This is a genomic window from Streptomyces sp. NPDC056738 (assembly GCF_042790435.1).
Lineage (GTDB): Bacteria > Actinomycetota > Actinomycetes > Streptomycetales > Streptomycetaceae > Streptomyces.
On the sequence record NZ_JBHTZF010000007.1, the window covers coordinates 98,217 to 113,544 of the forward strand.

Consider the following 15,328-nt stretch of genomic DNA (forward strand, 5'->3'; position numbering starts at 1 on the left):
GGTCGCGGACGACCTCGGTCGCGAAAGACGTCAGTCGTTGTTGTTGCCCACCGACGGCGTCGTCTTCTGGATCTGGAGCAGGAACTCGGCGTTCGACTTCGTCTGCTTCATCTTGTCGAGCAGCAGCTCGATCGCCTGCTGCTGGTCGAGCGCGTGGAGCACGCGACGCAGCTTCCAGGTGATGGCGAGCTCGTCGCTGCCGAGCAGGAGCTCTTCCTTGCGGGTACCGGACGCGTCGACGTCCACCGCCGGGAAGACGCGCTTGTCGGCGAGCTTCCGGTCGAGCTTGAGCTCGGCGTTGCCGGTGCCCTTGAACTCCTCGAAGATGACCTCGTCCATGCGCGAGCCGGTGTCGACGAGCGCGGTGGCCAGGATCGTCAGCGAACCGCCGTCCTCGATGTTGCGCGCGGCACCGAAGAAGCGCTTCGGCGGGTAGAGCGCGGTCGAGTCGACACCACCGGACAGGATGCGGCCGGAGGCCGGGGCGGCGAGGTTGTACGCACGGCCCAGACGGGTGATCGAGTCGAGCAGCACGACGACGTCGTGGCCCAGCTCCACCAGACGCTTGGCCCGCTCGATGGCGAGCTCGGCGACCGTGGTGTGGTCCTCGGCCGGACGGTCGAAGGTCGAGGAGATGACCTCGCCCTTGACCGACCGCTGCATGTCGGTGACCTCTTCCGGACGCTCGTCGACCAGGACGACCATCAGGTGGCACTCGGGGTTGTTGTGCGTGATCGCGTTGGCGATCGCCTGCATGATCATGGTCTTGCCGGTCTTCGGCGGGGCCACGATCAGACCGCGCTGGCCCTTGCCGATCGGCGCGACGAGGTCGATGATGCGGGTCGTCAGCACACCCGGGTCGGTCTCCAGACGGAGCCGGTCCTGCGGGTAGAGCGGCGTGAGCTTGTTGAACTCCGGCCGGCCGCGACCGGAGTCGGGCGCCATGCCGTTGGTCGAGTCCAGGCGCACGAGCGCGTTGAACTTCTCGCGGCGCTCGCCGTCCTTGGGCTGACGGACCGCGCCGGTGACGTGGTCACCCTTGCGCAGACCGTTCTTGCGGACCTGGGCGAGGGAGACGTACACGTCGTTGGGACCCGGGAGGTAGCCCGACGTACGGATGAACGCGTAGTTGTCGAGGATGTCGAGGATGCCCGCGACGGGGATCAGCACGTCGTCGTCGGCGACCTGCGGCTCGGCGATCTCGTCGCGTCCACGACGGCCACGGCGGTCCCGGTAACGACCGCGCCGGCCGCGGCGGCCGCCCTCGAAGTCGTCGTCGTCCTGCGGTCCGTTGTCACGCGGTCCGTTGTCGCGCGGCCCGTTGTCGCGCGGCTGCTGGCGGTCCTGACGGCCGCCGCCCTGCTGCTGACGGTCCGGGCGGTCCTGGCGCTCCTGACGGTCCGGGCGCTGCTGGCCGGCACCCTGGCCGCCCTGCTGCTCGTCGCCCTTGGCCGGACGGCGGTCGCGGTCACGGCCGCCCCGGTCGCGGTCACGGCGGTCGCGGCGCTCACGACGGCCCTCGGCGCCCTCGGCGTCGCCCTGCGTCTCGGTCTTCGCCTCGGCGGTGACCGTCTCGGGGCTGCCCGCCTCGGCGGTGGCACGGCGACGGCGGCGCTCGGCGGGGGCGTCGTCCGCCCCGCGGTCGGCCTCGCTCGTACGGGAGGGGCCGCCGGCCGGCTGGCCGGGGATCTCGATCTGCTGCGGGGCCACGGCCTTCTCGGCGGCCTTCTCGGCCTTGTCCGCGGCCGGGGCGGCGGACTCGTCACCCGTACGGGCCTTGGAGGTGGCGCGGCGCTTCGGCTTGGTCTCGGCGGCGTCGTCGGACGCGGCCTTGGCCGGGGCACCCCCTCCGGCCTGGGCCTCCTTGATGACCTCGATCAGCTGGCTCTTGCGCATCCGCGCGGTGCCCCTGATGCCGAGGCCGGATGCGACCTGCTGCAGCTCGGCCAGCACCATGCCCTCGAGGCCGGTACCGCGGCGTCGCCTGGAGCCGGCACCGGTGGCAGGCGCGGAGGCGTCCGTGGCGGGCGCGGCAGCGGTCTCCTCGACACGTGCGCCCATCAGATCGGTGGTGTCGCTCACGAAGGGTCCTTCCCTGGAGCGGACGTCGGCCTGTCTGGCTCGGCGACCGGTTGTGCTGTCCGGCATTGGCCCTTGCTGTGTGGACCGTGCCGGGGCGGTGGTCCGCCAAAGCGGCGGAAGACATTGCTGGTGATGACGATTCCGGAGCCGTGGCACTGAGGTTCGGTGTCATCGGCTCGGTCACGCCGGTTCCGGAGCGTGCTCAGCACTGCTCAGCGCATAGCACCCAATGCAAGGCACGTAGCAGTTTGGGAGGCTCCCGGAAGAATGGGTGTCCCGGACAGGGACGCGAAGCACCTCGCCATGGTGGGGTCGGGTGCAGACTTGAGGTTAACACTACCGGATCCAACAAACATTCCCCCTCTCCAAATCCGGCAACCGTGCGTCGTCAATCGACCTCGACAGGTGCCAGGGGCAACACGCACGCCCCCTGGGCGTCGAGGTCCAGACGGTTGGCGGCCCAGCCCTGACCTGCGAGATCGGCCACCTTGTCGGCCGACGCGCGGTCCGCGAGCGCGAGGACCGTGGGTCCCGCGCCGGAGATCACGGCCGGGATGCCGTCGGCGCGCAGACGCTCCACGAGCGCGGCGCTCTCCGGCATCGCCGGGGCGCGGTATTCCTGGTGCAGCCGGTCCTCGGTGGCGGGCAGCAGCAGCTCCGGGCGCCGCGTCAGCGCCTCGACGAGCAGTGCGGCGCGGCCCGCGTTGGCGGCGGCGTCGACATGCGGGACGGTGCGCGGCAGCAGACCCCGCGCGGTCTCGGTGAGCACGGGCTTTCCGGGGACGAAGACCACCGGAACGATGGAGTCCGCGGGGTCCATCCTGATGGCGCGCGCGGCGCCGGACTCCATCCAGGAGAGCGTGAATCCGCCGAGCAGACAGGCCGCGACGTTGTCGGGGTGTCCCTCGATCTCGGTCGCGAGCTCCAGGAGCGCGGTGTCGTCGAGCCTGCTGTCCCCGCCTATGGTCACCGCGCGGGCGGCGACGATGCCGGCGCAGATGGCGGCCGACGAGGAGCCCAGGCCCCGGCCGTGCGGGATGCGGTTGGCGCACACGATCTCGAGGCCGCGCGGCTGTCCGCCGAGCAGGTCGAAGGCGGTGCGCAGGGAACGTACGAGGAGATGCTTCTCGTCGCGCGGCAGCGTCTCGCTGCCCTCACCCGCGATGTCGATGTGCAGTCCTGAGTCGGCCACCCGGACGACCACGTCGTCGTAGAGCCCCAGTGACAGGCCGAAGGCGTCGAAACCCGGGCCGAGGTTGGCACTGGTGGCGGGGACGCGCACCCGGACGGCGGCGGCGCGGAACGCTGGACCGGCCATCGCTCGATGACTCTCCTTGAGCTGCGTGATGTACGAGATTTACGAAGAACTGCGAGATGAACCACGACGGACGGGCACGTGGACCCGGGGTCCGCAATGACCGCGCGACACCGCGGCATATGCGGCGGGCGGGTTCGGTACAGCCTATCGAAGGAAGGTTCTGTGGCGACATAGGGCGCACAGGAGGCGCACGATGCGTGTCGTAAGCCCCTCGTGCACCCCCTGTCGGGTCGTCATGGGGATGCCCCCCGCGAGCGGAGGGATTCCGACGGCTTTCCACCGGTTTCCCGCCCGTTCGCGGCGAGTTCCGTGCGGTGGGCCGGCCCCGGGCCGCTCCGGGCGGGGCCACCGGCCCCACCCCTGCGCGTCACCGCGACCCGCCCGTCGCCGACGGATTCCCGCCAGAAATGGCTTGGGTTCCCGCCATTCCGGGCCCGTTTCACGCCACCGGTCGGCCCTGTCGTCACCCGGAACCGAACCCGGCCTCGAGCCGGACGAGTCCCGACCTCCACCCGAACCGGCCCTGGCCTCCAGCCGAACCGATCCCGACCTCCACCCGAACCGGCCCTGACCTTCAGTCGAACCGATCCCGACCTCCAGCCGAAGCGGCCTGGCTGTCGTTCGAACCGGCCCTGGCCGTCGGTCGAGCCGGTCTTGAACCTCGACCGGACCGCCGCCGAACGCGGGCCGGCCCGGTCCCGGCCCACGACCGTGCCGGACCCGGTTCACGCCAGGCCTCACACCAGGCCTACGCCAGGCCGAGCCGTTCCGCCGCCGTCGCCGCGTCCACCGGGACCGTGACCGGCTGGGGAGCGCCCGCGACGGCCCAGTCGGGGTCCTTGAGACCGTTGCCGGTGACGGTGCAGACGATGCGCTGACCCGGGTCGACCTTGCCCTGCTCGGCGGCCTTCAGCAGACCGGCGACGGACGCCGCGGACGCGGGCTCGACGAAGACACCCTCCTGCGCCGCCAACAGCCGGTAGGCGCGCAGGATCTCACGGTCCGTCACCTCGTCGATGAGGCCGCCCGACTCGTCCCGCGCGGCCAGCGCGAACTGCCACGAGGCCGGGTTGCCGATCCGGATCGCGGTGGCGACGGTCGACGGGTCCTTGACGATCTCGCCGCGCACGATGGGCGCGGAGCCGGACGCCTGGAACCCCCACATGCGCGGGGTCTTCGCGGCGATGCCGTCGGCGGCGTACTCCTTGTACCCCTTCCAGTACGCGGTGATGTTGCCCGCGTTGCCCACCGGAAGGACATGGATGTCGGGCGCGTCGCCGAGCATGTCCACGATCTCGAAGGCGGCCGTCTTCTGGCCCTCGATGCGCACCGGGTTGACCGAATTGACCAGTGCCACCGGGTAGTTGTCGGACAGCGAGCGCGCCAGCGTCAGACAGTCGTCGAAGTTGCCGTCGACCTGGAGGATCTTGGCGCCGTGCACGAGGGCCTGGCCCATCTTGCCGAGCGCGATCTTGCCCTGCGGCACGAGGACGGCGCAGACCATGCCGGCGCGTACCGCGTACGCGGCGGCGCTCGCGGACGTGTTGCCGGTGGAGGCGCAGATGACGGCCTTCGCGCCCTCCTCCTTCGCCCGCGTGATGGCCATGGTCATTCCGCGGTCCTTGAAGGACCCGGTCGGGTTGGCACCCTCCACCTTGAGGTGGACCTCGCAGCCCGTGCGCTCGGAGAGCACCTGCGCGGGCACGAGCGGCGTACCGCCCTCGCGGAGCGACACGACCGGCGTGCTGTCGGACACCGGAAGACGGTCCCGGTACTCCTCGATGATTCCGCGCCACTGGTGGGTCATTGCTGGTTACTCTCCTTCAACCCGCATGATGCTGGAGACACCCCGCACGGTGTCGAGGCCGCGCAGCGCCTCGACCGTACCGGCGAGGGACGCGTCGGAAGCGCGATGGGTGACGACGACGAGGGAGGCCTCGCCGTCCTTCCCCGACTGACGCACGGTGTCGATGGACACCCCGTGCTCGGCGAACACGGTGGCGACCTGGGCGAGGACACCGGGCTTGTCGGCCACGTCGAGGCTGATGTGGTACCGCGTGACGACCTCGCCCATGGGCGAGACGGGGAGCTGCGCGTACGCGGAGTCGCCGGGGCCGGTCGCACCGCCGAGCCTGTTGCGGCAGACGGCCACCAGGTCGCCGAGGACGGCGGACGCGGTCGGGGCGCCGCCGGCGCCCGGCCCGTAGAACATGAGCTGGCCGGCGGCCTCCGACTCGACGAACACGGCGTTGTACGCGCCGCGCACGGAGGCGAGGGGGTGGGTCAGCGGAATCATCGCGGGGTGGACGCGCGCCGTCACCGAGCCCCCGTCGGCGGCCCGCTCACAGATGGCGAGCAGCTTGATGGTGCAGCCCATCCCCTTCGCCGAGGCGAAGTCGGCGGCGGTGACCTCGGTCATGCCCTCGCGGTAGACGTCGTCGAGGCGCACCCGCGTGTGGAAGGCGATCCCGGCGAGGATGGCGGCCTTGGCGGCGGCGTCGAACGCCTCGACGTCGGCCGTGGGGTCGGCCTCGGCGTACCCGAGCGCGGTGGCCTCGTCGAGGGCCTCCTGGTAGCCCGCCCCCGTGGAGTCCATCTTGTCGAGGATGAAGTTGGTGGTGCCGTTGACGATGCCCATCACCCGGTTGATCTTGTCGCCGGCGAGGGACTCGCGCAGCGGCCGGATCAGCGGGATGGCGCCGGCGACGGCGGCCTCGTAATAGAGGTCCTTGCCGTGCTCCTCGGCGGCCGCGTGCAGGGCCGCGCCGTCCTGGGCGAGCAGCGCCTTGTTCGCGGAGACGACGGAGGCGCCGTGCTCGAACGCGGTGGTGATCAGCGTACGGGCGGGCTCGATGCCGCCGATGACCTCGACGACCACGTCGATGTCCCCGCGTTTGACGAGGGCGGTGGCGTCGGTGGTGACCAGGTCGGGGTCGATGCCCTCGCGGACCTTGGAGGGCCTGCGGACGGCGACACCGGCGAGCTCGACGGGGGCGCCGATCCTGGCCGTGAGGTCGTCGGCGTGCGTCGTCATGATGCGCGCCACCTCTGAGCCGACAACCCCGCAGCCCAGCAGCGCCACCTTCAGCGGACGCGTACGCATCATCCGACCTCGTTTCCTCATACCGTCTTCGGTTGGACCAGTCTCACCCAGGGGACGGGAGTTTCTACCCTTCGTCCGGATCGTGAGACGTCCATTTCATTTTTCTGGTAGGTGACGACAGGAGATCTTCCGCCCCGGTCCGCACCCGCCGGATCCGGTCCATCCGATCACCTGACGTCACCCCTTGTCACTCGATGTCGGGTGACGTCACCCGACATCGAGACGCAGGAGGTCCTCCTCCGTCTCCCGGCGCACGATCACCCGCGCCGCTCCGTCCTTCACGGCGACGACCGGCGGGCGCAGGGCGTGGTTGTAGTTGCTGGCCATGGACCGGCAGTACGCGCCGGTGGCCGGCACCGCGATCAGGTCGCCCGGCGCGAGGTCGGCCGGCAGGAACGCGTCCTTGACCACGATGTCCCCGCTCTCGCAGTGCTTGCCCACGACGCGCGCGAGCATCGGCTCGGCGTCGGAGGTGCGCGAGACGAGGGCGACGCTGTACTCGGCGTCGTACAGCGCGGTCCGGATGTTGTCGGACATGCCGCCGTCGACCGAGACGTAGGTGCGCAGCCCGTCGAGCGGCTTGATCGTGCCGACCTCGTACAGCGTGAAGGCGGTCGGTCCGACGATGGCGCGCCCCGGCTCCACGGAGATCCGCGGCGTGCGCAGCTTCGCCGCCTCGCACTCGCGCGTGACGATCTCGCTCAGTGCCTTGGCGATCTCGTGCGGCTCGCGCGGGTCGTCGTCGCTGGTGTACGCGATACCGAGACCGCCGCCGAGGTCGATCTCGGGCAGCTCGACGCCGTGCTCGTCGCGCACGGCGGCCAGCAGCGCGACGACACGCCGGGCGGCGACCTCGAAGCCCGCCATGTCGAAGATCTGCGAGCCGATGTGCGAGTGGATCCCGACGACCTCGAGCGCGTCGAGCGCGAGCGCCCTCCGTACGGCCTCGGCGGCCTGCCCGTCGGCGAGCGCGATCCCGAACTTCTGGTCCTCGTGCGCGGTCGCGATGAACTCGTGCGTGTGCGCCTCGACGCCCACCGTCACCCGGATCTGCACTCGCTGCCGCTTGCCCAGGGACTGCGCGATGTGCGCGACCCGCACGATCTCCTGGAAGGAGTCGAGCACGATCCGCCCGACGCCGGCCTCGACGGCGGTACGGATCTCGTGGGTGGACTTGTTGTTGCCGTGGAAGGCGATCCGGTCGGCGGGCATCCCGGCCGACAGGGCGGTCGCCAGCTCACCCCCGGAACACACGTCCAGGTTCAGCCCCTCCTCGTGCAGCCACCGTACGACGGCACGCGAGAGGAAGGCCTTGCCCGCGTAGAAGACGTCGGCGTCGTGCCCGAACGCGGTGCGCCAGGCGCGCGCCCGCTCCCGGAAGTCGCTCTCGTCGAGGAAGTAGGCGGGAGTGCCGAACTCCTCGGCCAGCGCGGTGACTTCGAGACCACCGACGCGGACGACACCGTCCTCTCCGCGGCTCACGGTGTGCGACCACACCTTGGGGTCGAGGGCGTTGAGGTCGGCGGGCGGGGCGCTGTAGTGGCCCTCGGTGAGGACGTCGGCGTGACGGGGCCCGGCGGGGTGTGCGGAACGACTCATGTCTGCGGTGCTCTCTACTTCGTCAAAGATGTTCGGGTGCGCTGATGCCGAGCAGGGACAGGCCACCGGCCAGCACCGCCCCGGCGGCTTCGGCGAGCGCGAGCCGGGCACGGTGGGCGGCCGAGGGTTTCTCGTCGCCGAGCGGGAGCACGGCGTGCTGGAAGCCGAGGAAGGCGTCGGCGGTCACGACGAGATGCCGCGCCAGCCGGTCGGGCGCCCGATGCCGCGCGGCGAGACGCAGGGCATGCGGATACTCGGCCAGCGCGGCAAGGAGATCGCCTTCACCGGGGACGGGGGTGGGGTCGGTGCCCCTGGAATCACCGCTGAAGCCGAGGGTGGCGGCGTTGCGGTGGAGCGCCCGGGTGCGGGCGTGGGCGTACCGGACGCGGAAGAGAGGGTTGCTCTCGCGCTGGAGGAGGTGATCGGCGCTGATCCGGGGCCGGTCGTGCGGCGCGGGGTGGAGCAGCGCCCAGCGGGCGGCGTCGTGACCGAGGGGGGCGGGGTCCTCGGGCGCGGGCACGGGCCGGAGGTTCACGGGCTCGGCGTGCAGGACCTCGGCACGTCCGCCCTGGGTGGCGACGATCCGTACGAGGGTGTCGGCGACGATCTCCGCCCGGGTGTCGTAGGGCACGCGCAGCTCGACGACCTGCCCGGTCAGGGAGTCGCCGTGCCCGTACCGCGGGCCCTGCACCAGCACCGCCTCCACCAGCTCGGCGAAGGCGCCACCCGCGAGGGTGATGTTGAGGAACCCGGGCCCGGTGACGGTCACGTCGGCGACACCGGGTTCACGCGCGATGTACGTCCGCAGGGTCTCGGCGACCTCGAGCGCCGGCCGCCGGGCCGGCCCGGCCAGCCGCAGCGCGACGTTGCTCGCGTAGTCCCCGCACCCCCCGGGCCCCGGCGGCGCGACGACCACACCCGCGGGCAGGGAGACACCCCCCAGCTCCCCCACGTCGACAGCACGACGCACCGCGCGCAGCACGGTACGGGAGAGCTCGACGGGAGTCACGGGACAAGCCTAGGGGAGGAGGGGGGTGGGAAAGCGAGCCGGTTTGGGGGATGGTCCGGGATGTGGACGGGGGGCGCCGCCGGGGGCCAGGGGTCGGGGGGGGCCGGGTGCCGGGGGGAGACCGGGTGCCGGGTGGAGTGGGGCGGGGTGGGATGCGGTGCCGGGTGCCCGGTGCTCGGGGCGGGCGGGGTGCGGCTGAGCTCGCAGGGGTGTGGGACGGAACGGGCCGGGCCGGGGGCCGAGCGGGAATGGGATCCGTGAACGGTGCCGTGTTGGACGCTCGACGGACGGCGGACGGCGGACGGCGGACGGCGGACGGCGGACGGCGGAGCCTGCGCGCAGGGATGGACGCACGCGTGGGTCACGCGACGGGGCGGGACTTGTGCTGGTACTGGTCTGGTGCTGGTGCTGGTGGCTACGACGCGCCACGCGCCACGCGTCCCGGTGATCGGGACCGGGGCGGGGATTCAGAACCGGACGGGAACGGCACAGCCTCCGAGCCCGACGCCCGAAACCCGGACCGGCATCGGAACTGGGGCCGGAACCGCCACGGTCCCCTCGCCCGACGAGCAGGACCGACCCTTCCGATCCCCTACGACTCCGAACCTCTACGACTACGAACCCCTACGACTGCGAACCCCTACGACACGAGTCAGTGACCGGCACGCCCGGACGGCTCGGCCTGCTCGACAGCGCCACCCGCGCCCCCGCCGGGGCCGGAACCCGAGTCACGCCCCTCGATCAACTGCCTGACAAGGCTGACGAGTTCGGACGGCTCGAAGGGCTTGGCGAGAAAGGCGTCGACGCCGACGTCGAGGCCACTCTCGACCTCGTACTGCGTACAGGCGCTGACGATGGCGAGGGGAAGGTTCCGGGTCCGGGGGTCGGCACGCAGCCGAGCGGCGGTACGCAGACCGTCGAGCCGGGGCATCACGACGTCGAGGGTGACCACATCGGGCCGAACCTGATGGACGACGTCCAGACATTCGGCACCGTCAGCCGCGGTCACGACCTCGAGACCCTCCAGCTCGAGGTTGACCCTGATCAGTTGCCGGATGACCTTGTTGTCGTCCACAACAAGCACCCGACCGGACACGCCTGGCACAACTCGAGAGTAGGTCCGCACCCACCACCGCGTCCGGCTTTTCCCCACTTCCACCCCGACCGACCCCACCCCTCGAGCCGCCCCCCGCCCCACCACCTCGGCCGCCTCCCACCCCTACTCCCCCACTCGCCCCTCCCCTCTCCCTCCCGCCCCCGCAACACCACCCACCCCCGACAAAAAGACGTGGCGATCACCCCTGAAAGAGCTGGTAGGGTTCTACCCGTCGCCGCACAAAGCGCCCGACACGCCCCCGTAGCTCAGGGGATAGAGCAACGGCCTCCGGAGCCGTGTGCGCAGGTTCGAATCCTGCCGGGGGCACCTTTCATGAGGTGCCCAAAGACCCCGTCACCAGCGGAAACGCTGAGGCCGGGGTCTTCGCGTATGTGCAGGCGGATGCAACCCGAAGCGGCTCCATGTCAGCGTCTGTGGACGAGGCGTGGACGGGATCTTGAGACGTTCCCCCAGGTGAGCCCCACCAAAGCGATGTGACCCCGGACGAGGACGGGGCCACATCGCGAAGCGGTATCGGCCCCCTAGTCGGCGGTGGTCCCCCAATAGCCGATCTGCGCGGGTCTGCCATCCCGGTAGAGCACTATGCAGTTCCCCTGGGCGCGGTTCGGGAAGCCCAACCGCTCGGAATCAAGAGCGGCGTCCCACTCCTCATAGGTGGGCCGGCCGTGAGGAGCCCACGCACGCACCTCCCCATCGGTCAGCGGCCGCATGAACGGACCGTCGTCGGTGTCCGCGGCTTCGATCATGAGAGGAAAATCGAGCACGGTGCACGTGCCACCGGTGAATATGTACTCCTGCCACTCCGGGTCGCGCCACAGTTCCTCGACGGACTGACCCTCGAAACCGTGGTTGTCCCGCGCCAACTCGTCCTCCTGAGCCTGCCGGAATGCAGCCACCAGATCACGCTGATACGGGCCCGTGTGACTCCACTCGTTTCCGCCCATCCGTATCCCCTCCCCATCCGAACTGCTTGATCAGGAGCGGAGCGTAAAGGACGGCACTGACAGGGCACCCCCGCCCCGACGCCGGCCACGTCATGGAGGGCTCCCCACAACTCTCACGAAGAGGGTCGACACTTCACCGAGAAGCAGGGGCCCCAATCCAAGCTTGGCGATGACGGGCGACGCCGTACACCTGCTCGATCTGTTCAGCCGTCAGCACCCCTGAGAGCGGTGCCAGTGCCGCCACCTCACGCTCCCGGTACACGCGCACGCTGAGCTGCGTGGCGACCACCTTCAAATCGGTCACGCCCACGAAAACGAGCACCGGCTCCACCGGTACGGGAAAGCCGCAGTAGCGCTCAAGCACTCGAGCTACCCGCTTGGCCTCCGCCCGACTCTTGCGCGCATAGGGCGCTGGCTTTCCGTGATCGACCTTCACAGAGTCGTCGCCGACCCATACAGCCCTTTTGTGGTGGTGCTTCGTATTGATGCTGAACACGCCACCGGGCCCGATCAACAAATGGTCCACGTCCACCTTGTCGGCCAAGAGGATGGAGTGCAGGACGCGCCAGCCGTGCCGCTCCAAGCGGATCAGCTCGGCGCCCACCCGCTGCTCCCCCGCCAGGCCCTTCCGCCAGGAGTCCCACTCGGCGGGGCGCCGCAAGAGCTGTGAGACGACTCGCTTGATCAGGCCTGGCCCGGATTTGTCGAGCAGAGACTCACCGGGACGGTTGGCGGACAGGTCGTCGGCCGCCGTCAGAAGCGGCAGTAGCGGGGGCGCCTCAGCCGCAGGCGTCCTGGGCGTCTTCTGCGGCGGGACCGGTTCGGGGTTGTTCTGTAGGTGGTCTGTCAGGACGGCGATCACGTCGTCGCGATACTCGGCGACCAGGACCGTGATGTCCCCCGTCTTCACATCCGCCCAGCCGACCGCCGTGCCGTCAGGCAGGTTCGCGTACAGGCGATCATGTCCGTACCGCTTCCAGCGCGTGACCTTCAGCTCCACGAGTCCCCCTCGTCCGCTCTCGGCTCGAAGCGTCGCAGCAGGTAGGGCTCTTGACGAGAGAGGCCCCGGACAACTTGCCCGGGGCCTCGGTGGGGGTGCAGCGTGCTCACTCGTATTCGCGGAGCAAGTCCTCGATACGCCGGTTGGCGACGTCCTGCCGTCCGTCGAGGCACTTCGCGTAGCGGGTCAGCAGGACCTCGACGCTGTTGCCGGCGCGCTCGGCCACCTCGGTCGGGTCAACCCCCGCGTTGAGCCACGTCGACAGCGCCGAGTGCCGCAGGTCGTACGGGCGGCTCGCGAGCGGCGAGGCCGCGGCGGACGGCGGGAGCGCGAGTAGACGGGCCTCCTGCCACACCCGGTAGTACGTCGAGGACGGAACGACCGAGCCCTTCTCGCTGAAGAAGAGCCGTCCGTCGTCCGCCGTGCCAAAGGTGGCCAGGTGGTCGCGGAATGCGGAGACGAGGTGAGGCGGGATCGGGACCCGCCTGACGTCCTCAACCGGCCGGTTCTTCAGACCGCGGTCGTCATGGGTCTCCCCCGAATCGGTCCACTGCTTACCGACCGACGGACGAGTCCGGTGAAGCAGCACGGATCCCCAGCCGTTCTCTGAGAGGTTCAGGTCCGTCTCGACGAGGCCGATCGCTTCAGCCGGCCGGAGACCGCCGAAATACATCGCAGCGAAGAGACCCACCAGGCGCCGACCGCGGGCCCGCCGGTAGCCGCCGACGTAGGAGACGGCCGCCAGGAGATTCCGAGCCTGCTCGGGATTCGCGACGACGCGAGGGTCAACCTGGTTGGAGACCTTCGGCTTCTGCCAGCGAACAGCGGTGATCGGATTCTCGTGCAGCTCCCCCAGGTCGACCGCATAGTTCGCAGCATTGACGAGGGTCCGCCGCTTACGACGCACGGTCTCGGCCGCCGCGGCCGTGCCGTCGAGCTTGAGTTTCAGCGAGTCCAGCACCGCACGCGCCGTAGCTGGTTCAGCGAGGTCGGCCAGCGGTCGCGAGGTGGCGCGCTCCACCTGGACGCCAGGAACCACGCCCGCTCCACGGTGTGTGGGTCGACGGCAGACGGGATGGGAGCTGGTGTTGTGGAGGCGCGTGGTTGTCTGTGCGTTCAGCCGCTCGCATTCGGACCTAGCTGGTTGCCCTAGGTCTCTAGGCAGCAGCAGCTACACCCGTGGCAGCTGCTGCCACTCCGGCCAAAACCCCTACAACGATAAGCAGCAGCCCTTGCGCCATTAGGCGCTTCTCCGCGGAGTACGTCTCGCCACCGAAGATCACTTTGAAAAGGCGCTTGAGGAGCCACGTGAGCGCACCGACGGGAGGATCATCGCCTTGGGGCCCTGGGCCCCCTGCTTCGCGTGCAGCCCCCCAGCAAAAAAGAACCAACCCCACTACGATGATCAGTAGGGCTGCTGCACCAAGGATGATCGAGAGCGTCTCCATGTGGCCATGCATCCCGCAGCAAGCACGGCTTTCCACTGCTCAAATGGGAGGTTCGCCCTAATGAGCGCCAATCCTGCCCACCTCTTCGACGTCCACCGGGAAGCCGAACACCTTGAGCGGGAGATCCTCAGGCACCTCTTGGGCGTTGACCAGGTTCACCTTGATCACCAAATGGGCTGCGTCACCCGAGATACCGATGCCGCTCACGCGAGGATCGCCGGCAAAGCGCTTAACAAGTTCTCGCTTGGCCGCTCGCGCTGCATCGATGTCTGTCATGTAAGCAGCTCCTCCGAGGTCAGCAGGTGGGCGTTGAAGTAGTTGAGGACGGCATCGAGACGACACACGTAACTCACCGCCGGCCCTCTGTCGGGCGGTCGGAGGCGGCCCCCAAACAATAGACCAACCCCCTCGCCGGAGTCAGCGGTATAGACCAGCGCGCCGCTGTCACCCTTCCGGCTGAAGGGGCCGTCGAGACCCTCTACCTCGATCACTTCATCGAAACGCAAAGAACCTATCTCGTAGTCAAGCCCGAAGACCGCCAAATCGACTGTTTTGATGAATCCGCGGGTGGGACCCGTGGTCTTGCCGATCTTCTCGACGTGTACCCCATACCTGGGAGTCGTAACACGGGACACGCAGCCGATAGGCGCCCAGTGCGCAAGGACCGGCACTTGATCAAGACGGCATATTGCGGCATCAAGGGTGTTGACCTTCGAGGGTGGCAGCAGCGGCATGAAGTCATGCAGGGAGCCGATCCGATCCTTCGGCGGGCGCCCCTGCGGCCGGCCAGGTTGCAGGATCATGTCCCCAGCCCGCCCCCGGTTCGAAGCTGCCAGCACATGATTGCTTGATATTGCAAATAAACCGTCCTCGTCGCCTACAGATACGAAGGCGCCGAGCGTGCCCGCGTAGCACTTGGGGTGACTGACCGAGAGGCCCGGCCGCAGAGGGAGGGACGTATTGGCTGCGGCACCATGAGCCCGGACCCGGCCGATCACGCGCACATCAACCTCGCCGTGGGCCGTCTTCGCGATGAGGGCGGCTAGGTCCCGGATGGGCTCCGTGTCTTCCTGGATCCTTATGGCGATGCCGTACCCCCCGGCCGGTAGCCCGGTAACCCCCAGCGCAAGTCCCGTTCCGGGTGGCAGTGGGCGCAGCGGTCGGTAGTGCCGTGACCGCCAAGCCTCAACGCTCAGTTGGGAGCCCGCGTTCAGCAACTCGCACACAAGGTTCCTCTTGAGCAGCGTCGCTGTCTCGAAGTCCATGCGACCCCCTAGTTGAGGTCCTGACACTGTCCGTGTAACCGTTTTGCCCCGTTTGCTTACGAAAGATACCTATTTGCCGACATGGGGTGGGTATTCGATCTTCGAAGGCGGGCCTTGGGCAGCAAGGGATCTCGCCGGGCCTCGAAGCCGCACGGCCTTGCACACCTCAACACACTGGAAGCGTGACGGCGGGTCGCTCCAGCTCTGGCCTTGGAGATGCCGACGGTGTCAGCTGCATCGGCTCCGACATCAACGGTGGCGGACGGGGCAGATGGACCGGATGTCCACTATTGACGCTATGAGAGGGATTCGCCGCGAGTCACCTTGCCGCATGACGCTCTACGCGCTCGCGTGAGAGCCGAAGGATCCAGCGCCGGGCCCGAGGCGGGCGTCCGGACTCTCAGAGAGCGACAGAGAGCCACAGGCGCCCTCTGCGTACACGA

The 15,328-nt window shown here is 69.4% G+C and carries 11 protein-coding genes, 1 tRNA gene and 1 pseudogene; 1 reads left to right on the plus strand and 12 read right to left on the minus strand.

The features are described from left to right. Positions 1–30 precede the first annotated feature (30 nt). The 7 genes from rho to ACFRIC_RS19835 all read right to left on the minus strand — a co-directional run bounded on the left by rho (position 31) and on the right by ACFRIC_RS19835 (position 10,264). Positions 31–2,082, minus strand: a complete 2,052-nt coding sequence (rho, locus tag ACFRIC_RS19805) for a transcription termination factor Rho (protein ID WP_382787382.1) — start codon at positions 2,080–2,082, stop codon at positions 31–33. A gap of 388 nt (positions 2,083–2,470) precedes the next feature. Next, positions 2,471–3,400, minus strand: coding sequence for a homoserine kinase (gene thrB / locus ACFRIC_RS19810; protein WP_339131544.1), 930 nt, complete (start codon positions 3,398–3,400; stop codon positions 2,471–2,473). A gap of 748 nt (positions 3,401–4,148) precedes the next feature. Beyond that, on the minus strand, positions 4,149–5,207 hold the full coding sequence (gene thrC / locus ACFRIC_RS19815) for a threonine synthase (protein ID WP_382787384.1): 1,059 nt from the start codon (positions 5,205–5,207) through the stop codon (positions 4,149–4,151). A gap of 6 nt (positions 5,208–5,213) precedes the next feature. Further along, positions 5,214–6,506 carry a homoserine dehydrogenase gene (locus tag ACFRIC_RS19820; protein WP_382787387.1) on the minus strand — a complete coding sequence of 431 codons (1,293 nt, stop codon included), beginning with the start codon at positions 6,504–6,506 and terminating at the stop codon, positions 5,214–5,216. 204 nt (positions 6,507–6,710) lie between these two features. Next, complete coding sequence (gene lysA / locus ACFRIC_RS19825; protein WP_382787389.1) at positions 6,711–8,102, minus strand: diaminopimelate decarboxylase; 1,392 nt, start codon at positions 8,100–8,102, stop codon at positions 6,711–6,713. 22 nt (positions 8,103–8,124) lie between these two features. Continuing rightward, positions 8,125–9,111, minus strand: coding sequence for an ArgS-related anticodon-binding protein NrtL (gene nrtL, locus ACFRIC_RS19830; protein WP_382787391.1), 987 nt, complete (start codon positions 9,109–9,111; stop codon positions 8,125–8,127). A gap of 652 nt (positions 9,112–9,763) precedes the next feature. Further along, positions 9,764–10,264: a response regulator gene (locus tag ACFRIC_RS19835; protein ID WP_382788034.1), complete on the minus strand. Its 501-nt coding sequence runs from the start codon at positions 10,262–10,264 to the stop codon at positions 9,764–9,766. Between the two features lie 198 nt (positions 10,265–10,462). Here ACFRIC_RS19835 and ACFRIC_RS19840 point away from each other — a divergent pair. Beyond that, positions 10,463–10,534 (plus strand) — tRNA-Arg (locus ACFRIC_RS19840). Positions 10,535–10,749: 215 nt separating this feature from the next. Here ACFRIC_RS19840 and ACFRIC_RS19845 read toward each other — a convergent pair. The 5 genes and pseudogenes from ACFRIC_RS19845 to ACFRIC_RS19865 form a co-directional block, all read right to left on the minus strand. Next, positions 10,750–11,172 carry a hypothetical protein gene (locus ACFRIC_RS19845; RefSeq protein WP_382787393.1) on the minus strand — a complete coding sequence of 141 codons (423 nt, stop codon included), beginning with the start codon at positions 11,170–11,172 and terminating at the stop codon, positions 10,750–10,752. A gap of 133 nt (positions 11,173–11,305) precedes the next feature. Beyond that, positions 11,306–12,172 carry a nuclease-related domain-containing protein gene (locus ACFRIC_RS19850; protein WP_382787395.1) on the minus strand — a complete coding sequence of 289 codons (867 nt, stop codon included), beginning with the start codon at positions 12,170–12,172 and terminating at the stop codon, positions 11,306–11,308. Between the two features lie 106 nt (positions 12,173–12,278). Beyond that, positions 12,279–13,178 (minus strand): annotated as a pseudogene (locus tag ACFRIC_RS19855) (tyrosine-type recombinase/integrase); the annotation flags it as partial. Between the two features lie 499 nt (positions 13,179–13,677). Further along, the gene (locus tag ACFRIC_RS19860) at positions 13,678–13,896 is read right to left on the minus strand and encodes a hypothetical protein (RefSeq protein ID WP_382787397.1); all 219 of its coding nucleotides are present in this window, start codon (positions 13,894–13,896) and stop codon (positions 13,678–13,680) included. Continuing rightward, positions 13,893–14,885, minus strand: coding sequence for a hypothetical protein (locus tag ACFRIC_RS19865; RefSeq protein ID WP_382787399.1), 993 nt, complete (start codon positions 14,883–14,885; stop codon positions 13,893–13,895). Before ACFRIC_RS19865 ends, ACFRIC_RS19860 begins: the two co-directional genes overlap by 4 nt. Positions 14,886–15,328 lie beyond the last annotated feature (443 nt).

Bases quoted from the DNA above. Each gene is read 5' to 3' on its own strand.
- ACFRIC_RS19865 (WP_382787399.1), bottom strand. From the start codon at position 14,885: ATGGACTTCGAGACAGCGACGCTGCTCAAGAGGAACCTTGTGTGCGAG.
- thrB (WP_339131544.1), bottom strand. From the start codon at position 3,400: ATGGCCGGTCCAGCGTTCCGCGCCGCCGCCGTCCGGGTGCGCGTCCCC.
- ACFRIC_RS19860 (WP_382787397.1), bottom strand. From the start codon at position 13,896: ATGACAGACATCGATGCAGCGCGAGCGGCCAAGCGAGAACTTGTTAAG.
- ACFRIC_RS19845 (WP_382787393.1), bottom strand. From the start codon at position 11,172: ATGGGCGGAAACGAGTGGAGTCACACGGGCCCGTATCAGCGTGATCTG.
- lysA (WP_382787389.1), bottom strand. From the start codon at position 8,102: ATGAGTCGTTCCGCACACCCCGCCGGGCCCCGTCACGCCGACGTCCTC.
- ACFRIC_RS19820 (WP_382787387.1), bottom strand. From the start codon at position 6,506: ATGATGCGTACGCGTCCGCTGAAGGTGGCGCTGCTGGGCTGCGGGGTT.
- thrC (WP_382787384.1), bottom strand. From the start codon at position 5,207: ATGACCCACCAGTGGCGCGGAATCATCGAGGAGTACCGGGACCGTCTT.